This is a genomic window from Clostridium boliviensis, from assembly GCF_033342255.1.
In the GTDB taxonomy this organism is placed as follows: domain Bacteria; phylum Bacillota; class Clostridia; order Lachnospirales; family Lachnospiraceae; genus Lacrimispora; species Lacrimispora boliviensis.
This window is the reverse complement of sequence record NZ_JAWONS010000179.1, coordinates 1-24239: the sequence shown is the minus strand read 5'-3', so window position 1 is coordinate 24239 and position 24239 is coordinate 1. Positions and strand designations below refer to the sequence as shown.

Here is a 24239-nt window from a genome sequence, read left to right as displayed (position 1 = left end):
ATTGTATTCCTCCATTCGTAAATTAAGATAATACTATTATCTTTAGTATACAATATGACGATAAATAAGTATAGCAAAAACATGAAAAAAACCGATTTTTGGCGAAAATTGGATTATTTAGATAGTTGAGAAAGGAGTTATTTGTATGGCATCAGCATTGAATAGCATTAAAAATGGTTCAGCCTCTACTATACGGGGGTACGGCGGTCTGGCAAGTGGACTGGACAGAGATACTCTGATTGAGGGAATGACAGCTTCCACAAAAGCGAAGATTGCAAAACAGCAGAAGAAGAAACAGACTTATGCATGGACACAGGAATCTTATCGTTCCATTAGCTCGAAGCTTGTTGAGTTCTCTAAAAAATACACCTCTTATACGAACCAGTCTACCAATTTATCCAGTCCGAGTTTCTGGGCCAGAAGCAGTATCACACCTGTGGGGGCTAACAGTAGTTATGTTAGCGTATCCGGCAGTTCTGCTCTTTCTGATTCGATATCTATTGTTGGGGTAAAGCAGCTTGCTAAGAATGCATCTATGTCCTCTAAAACAGCAGTATCGGATAATAGTCTCACAACTGGCAGTATCAATCTGGGAGAGAGCCAGGTAAGTAATCTGGAAGGCCAGTATCTTTATTTTAAGTATGGAACAAAGTCATATTCTGTATCTTTAAAAAGCGGTACTACTACAGATGGTTATACTTATGATTATTCCAATGGTAAAAACGCTCAGGAATCCATAACAAGATCTCTAAAAGAGGTCTCTATTGGTAATGGTAAAACTCTGGCAGATGTGATAAAAGTATCTGCGGACCAGGATGGAACTCCTTTTAAGCTGAATTTCAAATCAACGGATACAGCGGGTAATACTATCCTTTTTGATGGCGGTAGTGATACAGCTATTAAAGCGCTCGGGTTTGAAAATTTTGATAAATTAAGTGCGGAAGATCGCACCATCTCCGATACAGGCTTCACTGAAGATTTTATGAATAAGCAGTCCTTTTTCGAAACAAAGACATTTGCCCAGCGTGTAGGCGGAACGAACCTGAGCTTTTCTTATAATGGTACTACAAAGTCGATTGCGTTTGACAGCGCTGCAGATGTTCAGAAGATGATAACCGATGCTGGGGGAGATGAAGCGGCACTTAAAGCCATAGCGGGTGACCTGGAAGGGAAACTGGCCAAACAATTTGGAACAGGTAGAATAAAAGTTGATACTCAGGTTAACGCAGCAGACGGTGGTTATCAGCTTGTATTTAAAACTATGGATGCGGCAACAGGTCTGGAGGATAAAACATCTATTTTAGCTTTAGCAGATGCAGATACCGGAGTGCTTGGTAAAAATGGTGCCTTAAGAGTTTCAAGTGGTGAATCAAACCGTCTGAATCTGAATGCATCACTTGCGGATTCAGGTCTGAATAATATTGAGGCAAATCTTCAGGCAAAAGGAAAGTTAAATCTGGATACTACCTACTTTGCCGGATCTGTGAAAGCTCAGGCTGCGATAGAGGGACTTGGGAGTTTAATAGATGACAGCACCAGCATTGATGATCTCAAACAATTGATTGCCACACACAATCCATCTATGTCAGATCAGGATTTAAGTAGCATCAATAATGCAATCGATTATTTTAAAGTCAATGAGTCTGCGACCAATGTCGGGGAACTGAACACCAAAATGGGTGATTATGTAGACAGCCGTGAAATGAAACTTAAAATTAATGGTGAGGATATTAAAGGTCTGACTTATAATGCTACAATCACTGATATCATGAATAAAATTAATAGTTCGGATGCTGGAGTTTCCATCAGCTATATGAAGAATGCAGATAAATTTTTAATACAGTCAACTGTAGGCGGAGTAGCCGGCGATGTGAAAATCGAGGGTGATGATGCGGAGATGCTCTTTGGTGCAAAGGATACGAACTATACGGTTACTCCGGGCCAGGATGCCATTGTCAGTGTTAAATATGAAGGTTCGGACGATGTGGTTAATCTGACCCGTGAAAGCAATACATTTAATCTGGATGGTCTGAATGTTACAGTGAACGGGACGTTCGGCTATAGCGGAGATACGTTGATTGAAGGTACGGAGCCAGTTAAATTTAATGCCAAGACAGATTCTGACAGCATTGTAAAGGCTGTTACTGATATGATTAAAGATTACAATGATATGATTGAACTGGTAAACAAAGAAGTCTCAACCAAACCAAACCGTAGTTATGAGCCCCTAACAGATGAGCAGAAAGCGGACATGACAGAGGACCAGATTAAAAAATGGGAAGAAAAGGCAAAAGCAGGTATGCTTTTTAATGATTCGGACTTAAGAAGTCTATCTGACAGCATGAGGTTTATTTTTGAAAGCGGTTCTGCAGATAAAGCAGCCTTGGCTTCATTTGGAATATCTACCAGCTCTGATTATGGAGATAATGGAAAACTGGTTCTTGATGAAACAAAATTCCGGGCAGCACTGGAATCAAATTCCGCAGATTTACAGAAATTGTTTACAAGAACTGCGGATGCAGCGTCAGGTGACAAAGGCGGTGTCATGGCAAGGTTATCAGATATTACTAACAAGTATGCAGGTACGACTGGGGCGACAAAGGGTATTTTGATTGAAAAGGCAGGTTCCGTTTATGCACCTACCAGTATCCTGAGGAATTCGTTACAGAAGTCGATGGATAGTCTGGATACAGTAATTGACCGGCTTAATGATCAGCTGAAGACAGAGACAGATAGATATATCAAGCAATTTACCAATTTGGAAACACTGATCTCCCAGATGAATTCTCAAAGCAGCTGGTTGAGTCAATCCTTTGGTTCATAAGAAACGGAGTAAAAGATGGCAGTAAACGGATACCAACATTACAAGGAACAGACCGTAAATACCATGACGGCAGGCGAGATGCTCAATCTTTTATACGATGAACTTTTAAAGCGGCTGACCAGATCAGAGCTGGCACTGGAAAATAAAGATTATGAGCTTTTTGAGCAGTCAATACAACGGTCAATGGATATTGTTACATATTTAAAAGATACTCTTAATTTTCAATACGAAATTAGTAATGAATTAAAAAGGCTTTATGACTTTTTCCTTTATGAATTAGTTCGAATCAAAGCAGGCAGAAATTCCGCAGTTATATCGGAAATAAGGCCTTTGATTATGGATCTGCGTGACTCCTTTAGGGAAGCACAACGGATTGGAGGTTAATTATTTCGGGCTGGAGATAACGTTTCTCCAGCCGTAATAATATGCAGACAGGAGGAGGTACAAATGGAGGATTCCATACTTTTGGAGATTCTAAAAGAGATGCAGAAAAAATATCAGTGTATGGCAGAGATAGAGCGAATTACCCGTGAAATGGGAGAATTTCTTTCCCGCAACGACCAAACTTCAGTGCAAATGCTTTTGGGAATGCGGCAGGATGAGATGGATCAGGCAGATACTTTTGATAAGAATATAAAATGTCTTATATCTGTTTTATCCGCGGAAGAAGCAGTTTGTGTGGAAGCGTGGCTGAAAGGACAAGAGTATGGAAAACCGAAAGGGCAGATCGCAGAAATGGCAATACAAAAAGGAAAGAATATCCAGCAGATACTGAAACGTACTATCGAATTCGATAAACGTATCAATACTCGTATTGCAGGTACCCATTCCTTTTATAATTAATAAAAAATTTTAGTTTGAAGGAGCAATAGCCCAAAGAGGTCCTCCGTTAGAGGCACGGTAATTCAATTCACCAAGTATCACTGAGGGATCCCAATTGATCTTTGTATTATCATAATTATTAGAATCTGCAATACGCAGTGATCCGTCTGCATTATAGTTTGTTATGATGATAAAATGACCCTGTTGAGTAAAATGCCCCTTCCTCATCAATGCGATAACCAGATGTCCGGAATCCAATGCGTTTCTAATTCCTTCTGCGGTATAGCTTTTAATCGGTCTAGATATAAGACCATAAGCAGATGCGCTGTCTTGTATGAGACGGTGATAGGAACCTTGTCCGGGACACCAGCCGTTGTTGTTGGCAGCCCAGTTTGCCATATCAGTAGGCAGTACCTGGTTCCCAGTCAGACTGGTAACAATCATTGCCATAACAGTGGGACCGCATCCATAAGTAACTAAAGGGTCTCTCCCCCCCCCACAGATAATTACTCCATCTGGCATCTGCCTGATTATAATAAGTGAGAGGGCCACAAACGCTGTCTAACATAACGTCGTATCTGCCTTCCTGTGGGATCTCAGCATCAATTGTTTGAGGCTCTATTGTAGTTGAAGATTGGACTCCAGCAGCGGCTGATCCCTCAATCTGACAATTAAAAGAAAAAATCGCAAACGGGATGACGATTACGAACAGGGGCTTGAAAAGTGTATTAAATAATCTGTTCATACGGCTCACCTTTATTTTTAATGTTATATCTTATTTATCGGACAGACTTGCGGTAAAGTTAAGATCGCATTTAAAAAGTGGATATGGGATTTAGTTAAGGATGGAAAAGTGAATGATTAAAGGTTACGAAGAACGATATTTACTAATATTATTATCTGCAGTGATGAATCAGAAAACTTCACCAGAACCGATACGATTAATTGATTGGGAAAAGATGTTTCGGTTAGCAGACTATCATGGTGTGGCACATGCAGTACATTATGGTATATTGGGGCTGGACCAGGAAGTGCCCCAGGCTGTGAGGCAGCAGTTTTTTGATAAATATTTGGAATCTGTTTATCGGGTAGAACGTTTGCAAAAAAGTGAGAAGCAGATAGTTGCACTGATGGAACATGAAAAAATCAACAGCTTTTATCTTAGTTATTCAGATATTGTCAAAAATTATCCGATTGAAGAGATGTGTTGTCGTGATTCCATTGAAATTGGTTCCAGTAAAAAGAGCACCCGTGTTATATGGGAAATTTTAAGAAAAGTAGATTTTGAAAATCGTAAGACAGATGAGTTGGGGACGGTATATTATCGTATTCCGGGGATAAGAGTACTTAATTTCGACCATACTCTTTTCTTTAGTGCATCTATGCGAAGATTTTTCAAAAATTTACTCAAATTATCACCAATTGAGAATGAGAAAAATCATATAGGAGAGCTACCTCTTGATGAAAGATATCTGTTTTATATGTGCAGACTGACAGATAGTTATGCCAGAGGAAATATCAGTTTAAGCCAAATCATGGATTTTTGGATCTTTTATAAAACTTATGCAGAAAGCTTTCATTGGCCTTATATATATGGAAGACTTAAAAAATTAAAAATCGCCGACTTTGCAGAGCGCCTGGAACATTTAATCCTTAGATGGTTTGGAACGGGTGCAGTAATTGAAAACGTAGAGATCTATGAAGCCATGGAATCTTACATTCTTTCAAAAGGTACAGAGGGAAGAGAGGTTAGTTCCAAGCTGCTGCCTTTGATTAAGTCTGTCGCAGATTGCTATGCAAGAAACCGAAGGCTGGAGGAAGTGAAAAAAATGATTTCCTGGCTGTTTCCTGATCGCAGATACATGGAGACAATATATCCATTTTTAGGAAAATCAGGGATTTTATTGCCTCTATTCTGGGTATTGCGGTTATGGAGATATCTAAGCAGATTATGTATGAATCGTATACGGAATAAAATAAATCCAAAGTTAAAAGGTCTTTTTAAAAAGAATAGAAAAACATCGAATGAGAGTGTAGAGGAGGAATCAAAAGAAACAGCGGAAATACCTAAGTAAAATCAGGTATTTTCGCTGTTTTTCTGTTGCTCTGAAAAAAACTCTTTTATTTTAGTAATTGACCCGGCATTCAGAGGGAGAGAAACTGCTTCCTGATTTGCAGAAACTGCTTCTACCAATTCTGATCTTAATATAGATACATCTCTGGGTGCATCAATTGCTAACTTGACCCAATCATTTCCAATATCCAGAACAGTAATAGAAATGTTATCGCCAATGTTTAAAGCCTGTTCCTTTTTTCTCTGAAGTATCAGCATATTATTTCTCCCTTCTCATAAAGTCTTTGATCGGATGACGAAATTTATAAAGAGGGTTATCAAGAATTATCTGCTTTGCTTCTCTTGTATCTGTATTGACAGCGATGGGAGCCTTTAAATTAACTGTGCTTTCATCCATATTATCATGTATTACACAGATAACGTAATAAGATATATTTTTTTCGTCATAAGAAGCCTTTAACATACTGCTGTCGTCTGCAGATAAAACGGGAGTATATTCAGAGTATAATTGAAACGGGTTCATAAGTATAAAAGATATTCTGTCATCATCAATTGATTGCAGAGATATCATCGCGTCACTATTATCCTGAAATGCGAGAGGTACATAATTTTTTAAATGGGAAAATCCAAACAATCCATCAGAAAAGTGAATTAGTTCCCCTTCAGAATAAGGAATGGTACCAAAATATTGCGTTTTTATTTCCATTCATACCTCCAAATATTGAATTAAGCCAAGACATCAATGGGTGCGTGATCAAAGAATTTAGCAGCACTGGGAGGAACGTACATTGGTTTGCCAATGTATTCTATTTCTACGTCCGGCATCTGTGTGATAGAAAATTCAATGGTGCCGGGGATAAATTCAAAATCTCCTTTTGCTGCACGGATATCAAAACTCAGCTTATCCATTTGATATTTAATATTAAGATCAGGGGCTGACCACTCAAGATCGGGACCTGTAGTGGGGATAAAAGCTAAACCGAACTCTCCAGTAGGCATTTGGGCACGCTGACGGAAAATCTGATCAAGTGGATTTGGAACTTTTGCATCTAACAATAGTGCAGCCTCCTCTGTATAAGTAGCAGCAGCCTCAGATGCAGCCTCCAGCCCGGAAGCAGCGGCCTGACGGACGCTTTCCATGGTGGTGGGGGTAATCGAGCTGCGAGCTTCATAAGTATCAATATAAGATTTAATCGGTTTGCTGTTAATATCCAGCCCTCCGTTTTCTTTATTGATTAATACTTCTGATTTAGATTTTGCATACCGAAGTTCAGCCTTCTGTATTTTCATCTCATATTTTAATGGTATGGTTTTTATCTGAAGCAATGGTTCCATATAAAATCCCTCCTAAAGCTTAGCGCATAAAATCAATGAATGACGAGGATAAAATGCTTGTTCCAACTTTTAATGCAGAATTGTATGCGTATTGATCCCACATGTAATTGGTAATAGCTTCTGCCATGTCAACCCCTTCTACACCGGACATCTGTTCCTGTATGGATATATCAGCATTATCTAGTCTGTCTTTTGTAGTAGTTAGAAATTCTGATTTAACGCCCAATTCTGTAATTTGGTTCATTAAATTAGTACCTAATGTGTCAAACTTATTCATAAGATCACGGAACTGGTCTGCATCAAATGTCTCAGCCTCTAATGAGTCTGCAAGTTTACCGGCCATTACAACTATATTATTGCTCATTCCTTTTTCATCAACACCATACCCAATGGCATTAATACCAGGGAGAGACATATTAAAAGCACTGGAAGATACAACCTGGTCAAAATCATCCATTGATAATCCCATTCCCAGATCAACATACAGATTTTCGTTTGACAAAGTTTTTAACTTATCATAATCAGCGGACCCCTTTGCTGAATTAACATCAATTCCACGGTAATTAAGTGTACCATCTGAGGTTAACTCAAAAGGAGAGTTCTTTCCATCAGAACCAGCGAAAAGAAAGGTTTCCTCATAGGATGAATTCAGACTCAGTACCATGGATTGCTGAAACTGGCGGATCGCTGAAGCATAACTCTGTCGCACTTCTTTTGTTTGATTAGTTCCATTTAATGCCTGTATATTATAGTTTTTACTAATATTTTTAACCATATCAGAAATTTGTCTCAGCGCATCTTCCTGACCATCCTGTCTGGCTTGTACCTCCTCCAACATCTTTAAATTATCCTGATTCTTATAATATTTACGATGCAGCTGAGAGGCTCTGGCAGCAGAAGCAGGATCTTCAGCAGTGCTATTAAAACTGCGTTGTGTCATAACATGAGTTCGAGATACATTTAAATTATTGATTGAAGCAGAGAGATTGGCTTTATAATCTCTTATGATGGCACTTGTGGTAATTCTCATTTCTTTCCCTCCTTTTATCTGCCTACTACGCCAGTGTTATTGATCAGAGTATCGAGAGCCTGATCCAGAGTTGTCATAAAACGTGCAGCTGCACTGAATGATTTCTGAAAATGCATCAGATTGATACCCTCTTCATCCAAAGATACACCAGAAACGGCATCCTTATTATTGGCAGTCTGTTGTACTACTGATACATGATTGTCCAGTATTGCCTTATTTTTGGAACTGTCAATACCCTGATTGTTCTCAAGCGTTGAATAACATTGAGAATAGCTGCCGGAATAAAATGATATGGATTTGGAAGTTTTATTGCCTCCGCTGTCTACTACGGTATATTCATATTTAAATTCTCTTGTATCAGTTAATGATTTTAACATCTTAAGAATATTGTCATTGGCTGTAGACCCTGCATCCGGGTCGTGGGAGGCGATAATATGAATGGAGTTATTCATCCAGTCATCGTTTATTTTAATATTGGAAGCAGTGAATTTCTTGCTGCCGTCAGATGTACTAAATAAATCAAAGCTTTTTACATTGTTAGGATTTGCTTTGTATGTGAAATTAATTGCAGTATCATCTGAATACTTTATACTGTCTTTTGTAATATTTATCCCGGCGCTCATGGCAGCAGTGCTGGTCCAAGTCATCTTTTTACTGGCGGCATCGTAATTCCATTGTCCGGCAATAGGAGATCCTTCAACATTTAAACTTGCAAAGTTTGTATTCAGATTACCTTCCAGATTCTTCAGACTTTTATCCAGGGTATCACCTATTTCAATAGTACCTCCGGTACCATCTCCAAATGTGTATACCGTACCATTAAACTTAATAGTTTCACCAGCCAAGAAATTTCCAGTGGTATTAGCGAAGCCGAATGAAAATTCAGCATGCTCTGTTCCGGTGGTGGTCATAGGCTTGGCAGCGCCAGAAGCTGGCATAACATTGGCACCTGTATAGGGCTGTATATTACCATTTAAATCATTAAAGTTCTTTGCAAAGGTCTGCACAAAGGTATCAAATACCTTCTCGTAATACCCGAGACCTCTGAAATCCGTAGCAGGATCATCAAGTTCTCCTGATTTGTTTAACATATCCACAGTGCCTTTTATAGAGCCTTCTTTTAAATAATCCGTAATATCTGTCTTAAAAGAAGACACATCTACACCCTTGGGATAATCAGTTGCAGGAATAATAGAAATACGAACCGTCCCATCAGGATTCCCGTCTGTGCCCTTATGCTGTTCAATCCCAAAGGAAGCAAAATTTTCTCCATGTTCTCCAGCAGTGAGTTCATAACTCATACCGTCAGAGCCGTTTAATGTTACAACAGGATAATTATATTTTTCACTTGTGCCAATGGTAACCTCTTTGTAAGTTACGCTGATAGGAAGATAACCAGCCAGTTCATCCAGCTTATTATTTCTCTGATCCATCAGCTCCAGGGAAGGATTGCCTAATATCTGACCTTTCCATATGGTATCATTTAATTCTCCGATATCGGAAAGGAGGCTGTTAACAGTTTTAATATCTGTGTTTTCCAGACCATATATGGTTTCTTCCCGGGTGGTTTTTAAATCTGCAGATTTCTGATGAATATAATTTAAGAGGACCTGGCATCTGGAACGGACAATGCTGTCAAATTCGCTGTTGTTTGCATTAGAAGATAATTGGTCTAAGCTGCTGCTTAAATCACTGAGAGCCTTTTTTAAAGCATCTTTGTCCGTCTCGTCAAATATATCAGCCAGCTGATCTAAGACTGCCTGTCTGGCATCTGAAGTGCCTACTTTTGCAATCTGGTTACGGTATTGAACATCAAGAAATGGATCTCTGATCTGGGAGATTCCAGTAATTTCAACACCATACCCGATTTTAGATCCAGGACCAGTGCTGGTTGGATCAGCACCCCTTAAATTCAGGCTTACAAGGTCGACCTGCTGTCTTGTATAACCCTTCGTGTTAATATTGGCAATATTCTGACCGGTAACATCAAGGGCACGCTGACTGGCCGACATAGCAAGCTGAGCAATTGTAAAACCGGAAAATGTAGATCGTGTCATATGAGACCCTCCCAATTCTTTTTATCCTTTGAGTTTTCCTGATGGGTGCGGGAAATGGCTTTGTTAATATTATGTAAGCTTATTTCCAGCATAGCCCGGGCACTTTCGTTTGTATCCTGAAAAAGACTGACATGATAGGAGAGCGTGTCAAACAGCTGACGAAGACGGCTTTGTTCATCCCCTGTTGTGCTTTCAAGAATCTGCTGAAAAGTATACCCTTCGAAACCCATGTTCTTCTGGCAGGTCTCCCGTTTCTTATCAAGACCTCTCAGTTTTAAGACTGCAGCCTGTTCCTTGTTCATGCAGTCCTCCACATAAGTTACCATGTTCTTCTTTACAGCTTCTATTTTTATCTGTTCGATCTGAGTCAGCTCTTTGAAGAGCTCAACCAGATCTTCCATGATAGTTGTAAACTCATTCATTAATATCGGCTCCTTTGTGCCAGAGAATCTTCTCTGCGATCTTGTTAGCATCTACCTGATAGGCACCGCTTTCCATTCGTTCCTTTAACAGATTCAGCTTTTCGTCAGACGCTGGGTTCTTGATTTCATTCATGAGCATATTCTTTAGCTTGGCAGCAAATTTTGAATCCATATCTTCCTGGGAAGCAGAACGTATGGTGATTTCATCGTAATTTGTTTTTGCTGATTCATTAGCCGGGCTGCTGGTTGAGTCCTGATTTTGTCGTATCATGGATGTATTATACAGCGTATTAAGATAATTCGATGAGATACGCATGAAATTACTCCTTTCTGAGAGCTTTGAGAAACTTTGTATTTTTATATCACAGTTATAATATCGTCATTTAATAAGAAATATTAACTTTTTATCAGGGTTTTTCTTTATTTTAATGAGTATAAATAATTTAAAAGTACATTGGAAATGTTCGGGCAGGAAACCTGGGTCTTCACAGCTCCGATGTTAAATGCAACCATGGGCATACCGTACACTACACAGCTCTCCGCATCCTGTCCAATGGTAAAAGCACCTTTCTTTTTCATACTGAGAAGACCATCTGCGCCATCACGGCCCATACCGGTCATAATAATACCGACAGAGGAAGCACCTGCGGAGTCCGCAACAGACTGAAACAGTACATCAACAGAAGGTCTGTGACCGCTTACCTTTTCGCCGGAATAGCAGTTTACACTGTAACGGCTTCCCATACGAACTACTTTCATCTGATAATCTCCCGGTGCGATCAGGACCTGCCCACGTTCAATTGCATCACCGCTTTGTGCCTCCTTTACTCTCATGTGGCAGAGACGGTTTAAACGGTCTGCATACATTTTGGTAAATCCTTCTGGCATGTGTTGGGTGACCACTATTCCGGGTGTGTCTGCAGGGAGATCTTTTAAAACCTGAAGCGTGGCTTCTGTTCCGCCGGTTGACGCTCCGATTGCAATGACCGTATTATAGGCATTGAGACCGAAAGTCCGATTCCCACCTAACGCTGCGACAGGAGCTGTCTGAGGGATTACTTTTGCAGGAACCTTGATTTTAGCTCTGGATGCAATAAATATTTTACTCATCAATGTATTTAAAAAGGTATTGGCAGTAATGCTCATAGACATATCTGGTTTTCGGACAAAATCAACCGCTCCTGCTGAAAGAGCCTCAAATACATTTAAGTTAAGAGAGGACACAAGTATTACGGGAACCGGATAAATCGGAAGTAGTTTTTTTACAAATTCAATGCCGCTTACACGTGGCATTTCTACATCTACTGTCACAACATCAGGCTTCACGGAAGGGATCTTGCGTTCTGCATCAAATGCATCAATGGCATACCCAACTACTTCTATATTTGAATTCTGTGAGAGATTATCAATTAAAACCTTACGGAAAAGCATGGAATCGTCTACTATAAAAACCTTAATTTTTTCATTCATAATATACTCCATTCTTTGCTGCTGCAATTTATATAGTCAGAAAATGATTTATGGTTATCTCTATTATATGAATAAATCTGTGTAATATAAAATCCATTTACCAGATTTTACACTGGTAAATAGATTTTATATTAGGCAGATTATTCTTTTCGGTATGTAGCTGGCATGAGATATTTGTAAGGTGTTTTTTCTTTGTTAATTGTCTCCGAGTGACCTATCAGTAAATAGCCTCCTGGAGACGTCGCATCGTAGAAACGCTGGATTAAAGCATCTTTAGTGCTTTGGTCAAAATAAATCATAACGTTTCTGCAGAAAATAACATCGAATTTTAAACGGAATCGTATGGGATCCATTAGATTGAATGTCTGGAAAATAACGTTGGATCTAATGGACGGAGACACAGAATAAATTCCTTTTTCTGCTGTCTTAACAAAATATTTGGATATCCATGCAGGTGATAAATTTTTGAGAGATTCCTCGTCGTATACTGCTTCCTTTGCAGCCCGCAACGCGTTCTGGGATATGTCGGTAGCCAGAACCCTGGTATCCCAGAGGGCGGCCTGCGCCCCCAGGGTTTCCTTAATTATCATTGAAATGGTATAGGGTTCCTCACCGGAAGAACAGCCAGCACTCCATATACTTAAAACCTTGTTTTTCTTGGTTGCTAATAAATATGGGAGAATAGTTTCACGGAAAAAATTGAAATGTGCTTCTTCCCTCATAAAATAAGTATAATTTGTTGTAAGCTTATTCAGCATTACTTCCAGGTCGGCGGGATTTCTTGATGAAGTTATCTGGTCGATATAATCCGTAAAGGAAGTGTATCCCATAGAAATAATCGTATTGGATAACCGGCCCATAATCAGCTGCATCTTTTTAGAAAGATCAATCCCGTAATTTTTTTTCACAAACTGAACCAGCCGTGTGAAGTCTTGCTGTGAGAGTGTTAACATAGAGCCCCGTCCTTTATGAGTTATTAACTAGTGTTACGCTATCCAGAAGCAGAACCACTTTGTTGTCCGGCATGGATATCATGCCGCTGACCAGTTCTTCCCGGTTGCTTGCAGGGACAGACGAAATTCTGGAATAATCTATATCCAGAACCTGTTCCACTGCATCTACGATAATTCCGATATATACAGAATCAACATTTAAAACAATGACGCAGGTAGTGCTTGTGTATTCGATTGCCGGTTTTCCCAGCCGCAGCCTGATATCAATAATTGGTACAATCTGACCTCTTAAATTGATAATGCCTTTTACATAGTTTGGCATCATAGGCATGGCGGTAATAACATGATTGGTAATGATTTCTATTATGTAGTTTGTACTTACTCCAAAAATTAAATTATCGGTGCGAAATGTAAGATAACGCTCCATGGCTTCTGATACCTCAGAAGTAAAATCGTCATGTGATAAATAATCCGCACCACTCATAGCTGTTTTAGTACTTTCTGCTGACATTTGTATTCCTCCATTTCTAATTAAACTTAATTATGAGCTGCAGCATACAGATTTAAAACGTCTAATATGATGCTGATATTGCCGTCACCAAGAATGGTACATCCGCTGATACCGGAATCCTTGATATTAAAGCTGTTTAAGTAAACAGGAAGTGGCTTCACTACCACCTGCTGTTCCCCAAGCAGGTCATCAACGAACAGACAATAGGATTTGTCTCCGGATTCAACCCATACCAGGATACCATCTTCAATATTGGTTATTTCTGTTTCAATATTATAAAGTCTGTGAATCCGGATAATCGGATAAAACTGGTTCATACATCTGATAATTTCATTTCCTTCTGTATCGTAGATAACTTCATCGTTCTTCACTTTAAAGGACTGGCGGATGTTAGCGATCGGAATGGTAAATACAGATTTACCTACAGATATTTCCATACCGTCAACAATTGCCATGGTAAGCGGGATCTTTAAGGTGGTGCACATTCCTTTTCCAAGCTCGCTTGTAATGGTGATAGTTCCGCCTATGGATTCCACGTTTTTCTTTACAACATCCATTCCAACACCACGGCCTGAAAACTCAGTAACAGTTTCATTGGTGGAAAAGCCTGGGGCTAACAGGAGAGAAAGGATCTCTTTCTGGGTGTATTCACTTTCCGGTTTCGTAAGAAGTCCGTTCCTTTTTGCTTTGGCAAGGACACCGGCAGGGTTCACGCCCCGTCCGTCATCGCGTATGGAAATAATGACTTCATTGGTGGTATGGCTGGCAGAAAGAATAATTTCACCCTGAGGATTTTTACCTGCTCTGATACGTTCTTCGGCAGTCTCTTCGATTCCATGATCCATGGAGTTACGTACAATATGCATAATCGGATCACCAATGCTGTCCACAATGGACTTATCTACTTCCGTATTCTCACCCACAATGGTCAGCCGCACATCTTTTTTCAGCTTCTGTTTCATATCCCGGACAATACGATTCATCTTCTGGAAAACGCCGGAAACGGGCACCATGCGCAGAGACATAACGATATCCTGCAGATCATCTGTCAGTTTTCTGAGCTGTCTGGTTGCTTTTAAGAAACTATCCAGATTCTTCAGATTCTGAATTTCGGGGGAAGAGGTTACCATGGATTCGGTAATAACAATTTCACCTACAATTGCAACAAGATTATCAAGTTTTGCTAAATTCACACTGATCAGATTCTGCTTGCTTGGCATCTGATGTCCGGTGCTGGCGGCAGGTGTATTGGCAGGCACAATGTTTTCCGGGTTAGCGGGTGCAGCGGCTGCCTGTGGTGTCTTTTCCTCAGCTGCGTTCTTTGCCCGTGCATTCTGAATCAACTCATAAGAACGTATGTTATTCATGTTGTTAATCTGAGCGATTGCCGTATCAGCAGACTCGCGGGAATCAATAGCGATATAGAATCCCTTTTCAATAATAGACACGGTGCTCTGGCTGTTGGTTTCCACGTCTCCGGGGTAGAAATTAAATTCCAGTCCGGATTCTTTCAGTGAGCTGATCAGCATAAATGCGCGCAGATTTTCCATTCCGCAGCCCTCATCAAAAAAGATACGAAGAAAATAGGCAGCGTTATCCTCCGGACACTCTGCAAGATCCATCCGCACTTCGTTCAGATCAACTGCAGCCGGCGCCGGTTTGGTACTTTCTTTTCCTGCAGGCTTTTCCTGCTTCTTTGTTCCCGCGGGCGTATCTTTATTATCCTTACTGATTTTTTTCAGGAAACTATTAATTTCCTGGGTCAGATTGTCGACATTATCACTAAGTGGCTCATTATTCTGAACCTTTGCAACTTCAGCACGAAGTAAATCGGTGGAACGAAACATCAAATCAAAAAGGGTGCTTTTGTGAGAACTTTCAAGTGAATCCAGGCCGTTCTCACGGATAAAAAAGAATAAATCTTCAATGTGATGAGCGATCTGCATCAGAGAATTGAACTCCATCATTGCAGAAGAACCTTTAACGGTATGCATGATTCGAAAAATTTCATTCACATCATCCACCGTAAAATCTCCTGCTTTTTCGGCTTCTATCAGGAGTTCATCCAATTGCTCCAGTAGAGAATTGGTTTCAAAGAGATACATATCAAGCATATTATCCATGCCGTTATCCATAATATTTACACCGCCTTGTCTAGTATAGTATATAATTATTTATCGGTATGGCTGGAAAAAAAATAATAGTAAATCAAACAACCTTTTGAAAAAATATATGAAACACCACTTGTATGGAGGCACAGTATGGCAGATATTCTGAAAGTAACAACTCCAATGTCCGGATATGATAATTCAACGATTAAAAATAACCCCCAGGCAGGACAGGGACCACAGATACAAAATCCTGTAGATCCGTCAAAAGTAATGCGGGGGGATAACAGGACTGATTCCGGAGGAAACCAGGAACAACAGCTGGCATTTCAGTATCGTTCCAATTTTGGCACATTTCTCAATATGATAAAAAATTCGCCAGATATCACGCGAATATTTTCTGATATATTTTTCCAGGGGGAAGAGATGCTTACTGGTGGTGTAATGGGAGAAGAAGCACAAAAACAAATTGCTTCTTTTTTTAAAGCAACCCAGATGCAGGAAGAAGATGTGCTGGGATTCTTAAAAGAGCAGGCGGAATCGTCCGTCCGCTTCAACGGGGGAATCTTTGACCAGTTAAGACAGGTCATGGCTGATACCGGTTCTGTGGATTTAAAATCGGACATATTAAATTTTATTAAAAAATTTAACGATATGTCTTCCGGAAAGCATATTCTTCATGATATATTTAATACAGTAAAAGATATGGAAGGGTATGTATTTAAGCAGACTGCCGCACAGCTTGAGGAGATGTTAAAAGAATTGGATATGTCTGCAGCAGAAGGTGATACCGATAAGAACAGTTCGCTGCTGAAGGAAAAAATGCTTCCTTTTATGGGACGCTATATTTCGGCCAATCATGACATGGGTACCGTGCGCGACAAGATCTCCCTTCTGACTGTGCTTATGGCCAGATATGAGAATGGAAACAGGCAGGAAGTTTTACAGGCATTTACAAAACTCACCGGATACCAGGGATTCAGAAGACATTTTGGCACTACGACTGCAGAAGAATTTGGTGAACTGCTTGGACAGGTAGATATGGAACAGGCAGCAGGAAAGAACCAGTGGTCAGATAAATTAATTGATTTCTTAAGAACAGGAGTAAACGGTGGGACCGGTCTTGAAAATAAGCAGACGTTCTTAAATATCATTCAGTCTCTGGTTGTGAATGAAAGTGTTTATATGCCGCTTCTCCATCTCGCGTTTCCTATGGATATTAATGGAAGAAAGATGTTTACTGAAATGTGGGTTGATCCGGACGAAGAGGGCAGCAGCACTCAGACAGGAGTCGAGCGAGTTGCCAGAATTTTTATAAAGTTTGAAATAGCAGAGCTTGGACAGTTCAAGCTGCTAATGCTTTATGGAGACAACAGTTCTGCTTTACAGCTTTACTATCCGGAGAAGTTGAGAAAATCCGAAGTAAGTATCCAGAAGGGAATTAAGGGTATTCTTGATAAAAATCATATCCGGGCGGACCGTGTAATCCTGCAGTCGGGAGAAGGACCTTCTTCTCTTGTAGCGGTATTTCCTAAAATACAGGAAAGGATGAATTCAGTCGATGTCAGAATTTAAAAGTACGCTTAATAAGAAGGCGGTTGCCTTAAAATATGATGATTCAAAAAACACTTCACCTGTAATCGTTGCATCCGGAATGGGGTATACAGCAGAAAAGATTGTGGAGATGGCAAATGAGAACGGGATTCCGGTTTACGAGGATAATTCCCTGGCAACCATGCTTACGCAGCTTGAATTAGGGAGTCAGATCCCGGAGGAATTGTATCAGACAATTGTAGATATATACCTGTATTTTCTGGATTATGTACCTGGAAAACAAAAGAACGAAGCAGCAGAAGATGTGAATGAGGCAGAGGAAGAAGAAATAAATATAGAAGAAACGGTGGAATGATTTATGTTAAGGGAATGTGATAAGGCTTGTATTTATTCTTTAGATGGTGTTTTTCTGGCGGAGGTAAAAGTGATTGATACCGATAAGGAGAATCTGGCACTGATCTTTGAGGAAGAAGATATGGATAAGGTTAATACGGAATCGGTTATTGTATTCTACGACGGCATACAAGGGCTTGTAACGTGCAAATGCAGCTTATCTGCCAGAGTCAAAGTTGTTGGAACAGAGAGCGGAGACATAGGTAGATCCATTTATAAGGTTCCCTGCAGAATTGATGAATTGATTGGTGTGGAGCAGAGAAGAAGAGATTTAAAGGTAAGGGTATCTCTCTCTTCCATGCTGGAAACCAGTGATGAAAAGGGAAATGTAATCCACTTGCCGGCGAAGATCAAAGACATCAGCGCAGGTGGGATTGGATTTGAATCTTCGGAGAAGCTTAAGGAAAATCAGATCTTTTCCTTTCTATTTGAAACAGATGCAGGAGATACCAGATTAAAAGCAAGTGTTCTATGGGTAAAAGAGGTGGCCGAGAATGGAGCAGAGCCTTTTTACCGTTATGGAAGCCGTTATTTTGATTTATCCAAATATCAGGAGTCCATGGTTCGTAAATATACATTTCAGGAGCAGCTGAAAAGGAGAAAAATCCAGTAATCGCTTATGACTTTAGCTTTATATGCCGATACATACTTTATAGGCTTTATTCAGCATAAAGTTATAAGTAAAGGAGCGATTGAATGAAACAACAGAGGAAAGCTTTGGCAGTGGGCATTCTAAGCGCACTTTGTCTGTGTCTTACTGCTCAGAAGGTAACGGCTACGGAGGCCATAAACTCAGTCAGTGTAAAAGTCTCACTGAATATTGAAGCTGGAGACCGTCTGCCGGATATAAAGATTAATCAGGCAGACGGAGAGTGTTATGTAACCGCCAGTGACAAAAAATATACGATACGAGATGCGGAGTGGGTCACTTCCACCTCAAAGGATATGACCATTGGAGAAGAACCTAAGATGAGTGTCACACTGACACCGTCCGATGAGTATGATGCTTACTTCAAATCCTCATACGAAGCCACTAAGGTTAAAGTGAGCGGCGGGACATACGTAAGCGCCAGGCGGGATGGCAGTGACCTGGTTGTTACGCTGAGAGCCAAGCCGATCAAAGGGCTGTATGCGGAACCGGAGGATATTGGCTGGAAGGATACGAGACTTGGACAGGCGATTTGGTCTAAAGGGGATAATACCTCAGGGGCTTATGAATTATGGTTATACCGTGGCAAAAAAGTAATTTTGAAAAAAGAACAGGTAAAAGCCACCACCTATAATTTTTATCCGTATATGACAGAGGAAGGCACTTATTCCTTTAAGATCCGATCAGTTCCATTTAAAGCAGATGAACTTAAGAATGGTAAAAAAAGCGGTTGGGTAGAGTCAGATGAGCTGGTCATCAGAGACCGGGATGTTTCTGATGGAACCGGAAAAAAGTCAGATACAGTTACCGGCAACACAACCAATATAGAAAAGAAGACCGGCTGGGAAGAGCAGTCGGGCGTCTGGCATTACCGGTATGCGGACGGAAGTGTTCAGGCAAATTCCTGGCTTATGCTGGATGATGTATATTACTGCTTTGATGGAAGCGGAAAGATGATAACCGGCTGGTTTGTCACAGACTCTGATATATATTATATGAGTTCCAGTGGCGCCATGGTAACAGGCTGGAATAAGATCAATAACACCTGGTATTATTTCTATCCGGATAATGGGCACGAAGCACCTATGGGTGCAGCGGCAACCGGCTGGCAGGTAATTAATGGTTATCATTATTTTTTTAATAACAAAGGAGCCATGCAAACCGGTTGGATTAATCAGGTGGATAGATGGTATTATCTGAATACGGTACAGGCAAATCTGGAGGGGGCCATGCTAAAGGGACTCTTCACCCGGGAAGGAAAGACATACTATACGGGAGAAGATGGCGTTATGCTGACCGGCTGGCAGAAAGTGGACGGACTATGGCGTTATTTTAACCCGGAGGATGGAGTGATGGCTGTCAGCACAGTAATTGATGGCTATCAGGTAGATGAAGATGGAGTATGGAAATAATGATAAGTTTAAGAAGAAGAAAATTAATCTATATGATAACAGCTGTTTTTGTCGCAGTAGTGCTGCCAGGTATTACTGCTGGCAGAATCCATGCAGAAGAATCAATAGTAATACGCAGTGTCAATTTGAAATTCACCAGTCAGTTTGGTGATCAGGAGATTCTGATGCCGGAAATAACTACTACAACTACAGGCGCAGGTGTTGACGATACTGTCTGGAAACGAGATATCAGCAACTGGAAGGCTGCAAAATCTGAGCGGGTCAGTGTATTTTTAACCTCATCTGATACGATTTTTAAAGAAGCTTATAACCGGTCAGAATGTAAAATAACCGGTGCAAAATTTGTCTCAGCAAAAGCATTAGATAATCATACGCTGGAAATTAAAGTGGATTATACCCCGGTTGTAAAGCTTGGGAATACGGCACGCGCCGGCTGGACTGACAGCAGGAAAACGAAAGCAGTATGGGATAAAGTAGAGTTTGCAACAGGCTATCAGGTTGCTCTCTATGCGGACGATAAATTAAAAAAGAGAGTTTCTGTTAATACCAACACGGTAGATCTGTCCGATAGTATGGATAAGAACGCTGTTTATTATTATGAAGTCCGTGCCATTGGCTACACAGCAGATGACCGCAAGTATATGAAAGCGGGAGATTATGTTACCTCAGAGGACATTACTATGGAGTATGAAGGAAGTACGACTGGTACATGGAAGGGCAGCAGCTATGTAGAAGAAGATGGAGGTAAACCCAGAAACAGCTGGAAGCAGATTTTAAATGACTGGTACTATTTTGATGGAAACGGCGCGCGCCAGACAGGCTGGGTTCAGACAGGAGTCAGGTGGTATTATTTAAACCCTGCAGACGGCAAGCTGCTGACTGGCTGGCAGTTTGTTAATGGAAAATGGTACTTCTTAAATCCCACAGGCGGAGAGATGCTGACAGGCTGGATTCAATCACAGCCAGGAGTATGGTACTATATGTATTCAGATGGAAGTATGGCAAGCAGTACTACCATTGACGGCTATCAGGTTGGTGCTGACGGAAAATGGATTAAGTAGAGGCGATAGTAACAGGAGGATGAAAAGTGGCGACGATCGATCAGTTGCAGATGATGGCATTAGGCAGAGCGCAGGCTTTGGAAAAACAACAGACTGCAGGGGGATCCACAGGGAATTTTAAAAAGATTCTCAAGTCTGTGCAGGAAGTTCCTCAAAATTTGGAATCCATTTTTTCAGAGGCTTCCCGAACCTATGGGGTTTCAAAGCAGTTGCTGAAAGCAGTTGCAAAGGCTGAATCAAATTTTAATCCGGCAGCGACTTCGCCTAAAGGAGCAGCCGGAGTGATGCAGTTAATGCCAGCTACAGCCAGATCATTAGGAGTTTCAGATCCTTATGATGCGCGTAGTAATATATTGGGTGGCGCCAAATACTTAAGAGAACATCTGGATCATTATAATGGAAATGTAAAGCTTGCTCTTGCAGCATATAATGCAGGAAGTAATAACGTGAAAAAATATGGAGGGATTCCTCCCTTTAAAGAGACTCAGGAATATGTTAAGAAAATAATGAAAGATATGGGAGAATCAGATAATCAGGAGAATACAGATTTATACGCCTTAGGCTATTCCGGCGATTCGGTTTCTGATCCTTCCGGCTATTACCAGGATTCACTTAACAGCTATGGGTCTCAATGGATTGATTTATTAAAATCAATCGCAGGGAAAGCGGACGGGACCAACGTTGATCTCACATCGCAAAAAACAAGTTCTTTATATCTGATTGAGCTTATGAAGCTGAGAATGCAGATGGCCTCGGGCGGAATATCTGGTCAATTTGATGTAAATGATTCCAGTGATGGTAGTTTATTGTAGGGGGCAGAAGGAACGTTTCCACCTTAAAATTGTATAACAAAACACGCCATCGATTGTGTATCCGCAATCGATGGCGTGTTTTGTTATGCACTGAATGAAGCTTTATGAGTCTGTAACTAATAAGTACTGACTTTTTTTAGAGACTCGATAAAAAATGATTGGTTAATGGGCTTAAAGACAAAAGGTATTGCAGGCCCCAATTCTTTAACGACCTGGATTGTTTTATCATATACAAGAGAGCTGATAATAACGATTCCTGCATTTGGATATTTCTCAAGAATACGTTTGGAAGTTTCCAATCCATCGATTCCTGGCAAAATGATATCCATAGTAATGATATCAGGATTCGTTCTCTCATATGTATCCAGAGCTTCTTCTCCGCTTCGGCACTGACAGATTATTTCAAAATCTGTTCCTTCAATTATTTTTTCGATTTCATTCCTTATCAGAATGGAATCATCTACAATCATAATCGTTTTTTTCATAATCTTCCCCTTTCAAAGAACTAATTAGTTCCTATGGTAATCTCACCTTCGCTGTTTTTATATATTACACTGCTGGAGCATTCCTCCTGAATTAAAAGGCTGGAGGAACCTATTCGAACGCGGACTACCGGTAAAAGCTGCCTGCATTTTATCAGACCGATCTGTTCCGCATCGTCGGGTGCGATTACATTCAATCGATTATTTATTTCCTGTTCTCTGATATTGAGACAATCTGCAGCCTGTATTAAACTTTCAAGCAGGTGCTGCTTGTCAGGTCTTTGTGCGGCTTCCAGATAAGTGATATTTTTCGTGATTTCCGAAAGGTTATGATGAAGCTGTTCTAATTCCCTGGTAAGCCGGGTAGATTCCTCAACGTTTTTTGGAACATTTGCAATGGTTAATTCCGTAATCAGCCGGCGTACTTTTGAACCGATGACATTTGCATTAATATTGCTGGCAGCAAGCAGAGATCCTCCAATAATGACACCGATACCAGATGTCACCATAATTTCATCTCCGCTTTGTACTTTGGAATTGATAATGCTTTCTGCGTAAACATTTCCTCCGGCCTTTACAGTACAATGTTCCAGATAGCGGCATTTGATATATGAATCAGAGGTAAGGGATCCCCGTCCGTTCCCAGACATTCCGCTGGCGATTGTAATCGGTCCCTGTGCTGTAAGTTGAGCACCTTCTACAGAACCGCGGATATCAATACCTCCGGTGGCCTTTACGATAAAACCATTTCTTACATCACCTGAAATAAAGATATCACCGTCATAATCCAGATTTCCTGTGCTATTATCAATATTTCCGTTTATCTTCAGCAAGGGATCGACCTGAAATTTCCCATTATTAAAGGTAACATGTCCTGTTTTCTGGGAAATCAGGAGAGTGCCGTCTTCTGTCGGTTGTGTGTTACGTCCTGAAGGTACGGGGATGGGAATTCCTTTTATTGTACAGGGATACTTCTGACCCTCTACAGTCATTCCATCTTCTCCGGGAATGGCAGGAGTTATCTCGCATATGACTTCTCCCTCTTTGACGGACTGTATATTGTTCAAAGTTTTATAATCAACAGAACCGTTTTCATCTTCTTCAAATTCTAATTGTACCACTCGTTCAAAATGATCTTTTATAGTACCGTCGATACCATTTTTGGCAAGAACACCTTTGGCAATCAGCAATACCTGATCGTATATATGATCTTTAACAATCGATTTCACTGTCTCTTCCAATATTCCAGTTTTGATACGATCCTGGGCAAGGGCAGAACGAAGATTTTCTTCACTGATATCCGAGCCACCATTCATTGGAGGAATAACGTATATCCAGGCTGCCATACAGTCTCTTGAGATAAATAATTGGGGCTGTGCGGCTTTGGGTTCTGGTTTATCTGTAGTTTCTATGGTGGTGTCATCCTTAGATTCTTCAGTAGTTTTAACGACAGCTTCAGCATTCTTTTTATAAATATTAGAGAGCGTTTTCATCTTCATGGCAAATTGTCTCCGCTCAATTTCCAGAAGTTCTTCATTAACCCGAAGAATCTGAGGATCATCAGAAGGTTCCCAGATTGCAACAAGTGAAGAAATCTCTTTTTCATCTGGTTCGTCAGCCTGCTCAGAATCGTGGGGTAAATTGGAGGTTGGTGTTGTATTATTATCGTTAACCTCGCTTTCTTCACTTTGTGATGAATCATCCGGTTCGGATTGAGGTGCTTCGTTCTCTTCCAAATTTTCTACATTTCGCTTTGCATGTTGAAAAAGGCCAAAGAAACCTTTTCTGTTCTTATCTTTCATTTTTTTCTCCCCTAACATATGGACTACCGGTCAACTTGTCCGGTGTCGGCAAATAGAGTATAGTATAGTCCCCTTAAATGCGCTTTTATTAAGGAAAGCATCTTTAAGCATGCAATCCCTTCATAACATTATATAACATTTGCCGGCTAAATAATATTTAATGATTGTAACAGTTTCGTATTATGCCTGGATTAGTTTCGGGATAACGGATACAACTGTTTCACCCAGACAAACCGGTAACAGGGAACACCTCCTTCTTTGTACAATTATAAATATATATCTATATCGGCAGTTTCTACTAATAATATAACACATAAGTTGGTTTTATGGTTACTTTAACGGTGAAAAACATAGTTTGAAACCAAAAAAAGTTATCGACAAAATATCGACAAAAATTGTTGACTTTTGTCGAAAGCTTTGGTATGATATACCTCGCCGCTGAAAACGGCGGCAAACTTCTTCAAAAAA

At 40.4% G+C, this 24239-nt stretch carries 25 protein-coding genes; 10 read left to right on the top strand and 15 right to left on the bottom strand.

Translation table 11 applies throughout. From position 1 onward, the window contains the following. The first annotated feature begins 145 nt into the window (after positions 1–145). The 3 genes from fliD to RZO55_RS11145 all read left to right on the top strand — a co-directional run bounded on the left by fliD (position 146) and on the right by RZO55_RS11145 (position 3667). Entirely contained in the window at positions 146–2824 is a 2679-nt protein-coding gene (gene fliD / locus RZO55_RS11155) for a flagellar filament capping protein FliD (RefSeq protein ID WP_318064356.1), read from the top strand. A gap of 15 nt (positions 2825–2839) precedes the next feature. Next, positions 2840–3208 carry a flagellar export chaperone FliS gene (gene fliS, locus RZO55_RS11150; RefSeq protein WP_318064355.1) on the top strand — a complete coding sequence of 123 codons (369 nt, stop codon included), beginning with the start codon at positions 2840–2842 and terminating at the stop codon, positions 3206–3208. A 63-nt stretch (positions 3209–3271) separates the two neighbouring features. Beyond that, positions 3272–3667 carry a hypothetical protein gene (locus tag RZO55_RS11145; RefSeq protein ID WP_318064354.1) on the top strand — a complete coding sequence of 132 codons (396 nt, stop codon included), beginning with the start codon at positions 3272–3274 and terminating at the stop codon, positions 3665–3667. A 9-nt stretch (positions 3668–3676) separates the two neighbouring features. Here RZO55_RS11145 and RZO55_RS11140 read toward each other — a convergent pair whose 3' ends face one another. Then, positions 3677–4096 (bottom strand): C39 family peptidase, encoded by a 420-nt coding sequence (locus tag RZO55_RS11140; RefSeq protein WP_500683307.1) that lies wholly within the window; start codon positions 4094–4096, stop codon positions 3677–3679. Further along, a complete protein-coding gene (locus RZO55_RS11135; protein WP_318064502.1) occupies positions 4047–4391 on the bottom strand; it encodes a hypothetical protein in 345 nt (114 codons plus the stop codon). The genes RZO55_RS11140 and RZO55_RS11135 overlap by 50 nt, the downstream gene beginning before the upstream one ends. 112 nt (positions 4392–4503) lie before the next feature. Here RZO55_RS11135 and RZO55_RS11130 point away from each other — a divergent pair, with 112 nt between their 5' ends. After that, positions 4504–5721: a nucleotidyltransferase family protein gene (locus RZO55_RS11130; RefSeq protein ID WP_318064353.1), complete on the top strand. Its 1218-nt coding sequence runs from the start codon at positions 4504–4506 to the stop codon at positions 5719–5721. A 2-nt stretch (positions 5722–5723) separates the two neighbouring features. On the opposite strand, the gene RZO55_RS11125 is transcribed toward RZO55_RS11130, so the two are convergent. The 11 genes from RZO55_RS11125 to RZO55_RS11075 form a co-directional block, all read right to left on the bottom strand. Next, entirely contained in the window at positions 5724–5978 is a 255-nt protein-coding gene (locus tag RZO55_RS11125; protein ID WP_318064352.1) for a carbon storage regulator, read from the bottom strand. Between the two features lies 1 nt (position 5979). Then, on the bottom strand, positions 5980–6426 hold the full coding sequence (fliW, locus tag RZO55_RS11120; RefSeq protein WP_318064351.1) for a flagellar assembly protein FliW: 447 nt from the start codon (positions 6424–6426) through the stop codon (positions 5980–5982). A gap of 20 nt (positions 6427–6446) precedes the next feature. Continuing rightward, positions 6447–7055, bottom strand: a complete 609-nt coding sequence (locus tag RZO55_RS11115; RefSeq protein WP_318064350.1) for a DUF6470 family protein — start codon at positions 7053–7055, stop codon at positions 6447–6449. A gap of 19 nt (positions 7056–7074) precedes the next feature. Next, positions 7075–8085, bottom strand: coding sequence for a flagellin N-terminal helical domain-containing protein (locus RZO55_RS11110; protein ID WP_318064349.1), 1011 nt, complete (start codon positions 8083–8085; stop codon positions 7075–7077). Between the two features lie 14 nt (positions 8086–8099). Further along, positions 8100–10142, bottom strand: coding sequence for a flagellar hook-associated protein FlgK (gene flgK, locus RZO55_RS11105; protein ID WP_318064348.1), 2043 nt, complete (start codon positions 10140–10142; stop codon positions 8100–8102). After that, positions 10139–10564, bottom strand: coding sequence for a flagellar export chaperone FlgN (gene flgN / locus RZO55_RS11100; RefSeq protein WP_318064347.1), 426 nt, complete (start codon positions 10562–10564; stop codon positions 10139–10141). The genes flgK and flgN overlap by 4 nt, the downstream gene beginning before the upstream one ends. Beyond that, entirely contained in the window at positions 10557–10880 is a 324-nt protein-coding gene (locus RZO55_RS11095) for a flagellar biosynthesis anti-sigma factor FlgM (protein ID WP_318064346.1), read from the bottom strand. Before RZO55_RS11095 ends, flgN begins: the two co-directional genes overlap by 8 nt. Positions 10881–10984: 104 nt before the next feature. Next, positions 10985–12034 (bottom strand): protein-glutamate methylesterase/protein-glutamine glutaminase, encoded by a 1050-nt coding sequence (locus RZO55_RS11090; RefSeq protein WP_318064345.1) that lies wholly within the window; start codon positions 12032–12034, stop codon positions 10985–10987. A gap of 140 nt (positions 12035–12174) precedes the next feature. Continuing rightward, the gene (locus tag RZO55_RS11085; protein WP_318064344.1) at positions 12175–12987 is read right to left on the bottom strand and encodes a CheR family methyltransferase; all 813 of its coding nucleotides are present in this window, start codon (positions 12985–12987) and stop codon (positions 12175–12177) included. Positions 12988–13000: 13 nt separating this feature from the next. Then, positions 13001–13498, bottom strand: a complete 498-nt coding sequence (locus RZO55_RS11080; protein ID WP_318064343.1) for a chemotaxis protein CheW — start codon at positions 13496–13498, stop codon at positions 13001–13003. 26 nt (positions 13499–13524) lie between these two features. Next, positions 13525–15633, bottom strand: a complete 2109-nt coding sequence (locus tag RZO55_RS11075; protein ID WP_318064342.1) for a chemotaxis protein CheW — start codon at positions 15631–15633, stop codon at positions 13525–13527. Between the two features lie 126 nt (positions 15634–15759). Here RZO55_RS11075 and RZO55_RS11070 point away from each other — a divergent pair, with 126 nt between their 5' ends. From RZO55_RS11070 to RZO55_RS11045, 6 genes are all read left to right on the top strand, one after another. After that, on the top strand, positions 15760–17181 hold the full coding sequence (locus tag RZO55_RS11070; protein ID WP_318064341.1) for a hypothetical protein: 1422 nt from the start codon (positions 15760–15762) through the stop codon (positions 17179–17181). Further along, positions 17168–17515 carry an EscU/YscU/HrcU family type III secretion system export apparatus switch protein gene (locus RZO55_RS11065; protein ID WP_318064340.1) on the top strand — a complete coding sequence of 116 codons (348 nt, stop codon included), beginning with the start codon at positions 17168–17170 and terminating at the stop codon, positions 17513–17515. Before RZO55_RS11070 ends, RZO55_RS11065 begins: the two co-directional genes overlap by 14 nt. Positions 17516–17518: 3 nt before the next feature. Further along, positions 17519–18166 carry a PilZ domain-containing protein gene (locus RZO55_RS11060; protein ID WP_318064339.1) on the top strand — a complete coding sequence of 216 codons (648 nt, stop codon included), beginning with the start codon at positions 17519–17521 and terminating at the stop codon, positions 18164–18166. 83 nt (positions 18167–18249) lie between these two features. After that, entirely contained in the window at positions 18250–19614 is a 1365-nt protein-coding gene (locus RZO55_RS11055) for an N-acetylmuramoyl-L-alanine amidase family protein (protein WP_318064338.1), read from the top strand. Then, a complete protein-coding gene (locus RZO55_RS11050; protein WP_318064337.1) occupies positions 19605–20675 on the top strand; it encodes an N-acetylmuramoyl-L-alanine amidase family protein in 1071 nt (356 codons plus the stop codon). Before RZO55_RS11055 ends, RZO55_RS11050 begins: the two co-directional genes overlap by 10 nt. Positions 20676–20701: 26 nt before the next feature. After that, positions 20702–21487, top strand: a complete 786-nt coding sequence (locus RZO55_RS11045) for a lytic transglycosylase domain-containing protein (protein WP_318064336.1) — start codon at positions 20702–20704, stop codon at positions 21485–21487. Between the two features lie 116 nt (positions 21488–21603). Here the strand turns inward: RZO55_RS11045 and RZO55_RS11040 are convergent, their stop codons facing one another. Both RZO55_RS11040 and RZO55_RS11035 read right to left on the bottom strand, forming a co-directional pair. Further along, positions 21604–21972: a response regulator transcription factor gene (locus RZO55_RS11040; protein WP_318064335.1), complete on the bottom strand. Its 369-nt coding sequence runs from the start codon at positions 21970–21972 to the stop codon at positions 21604–21606. Positions 21973–21992: 20 nt separating this feature from the next. Beyond that, complete coding sequence (locus tag RZO55_RS11035; protein WP_318064334.1) at positions 21993–23771, bottom strand: flagellar assembly protein A; 1779 nt, start codon at positions 23769–23771, stop codon at positions 21993–21995. Positions 23772–24239: the final 468 nt, after the last annotated feature.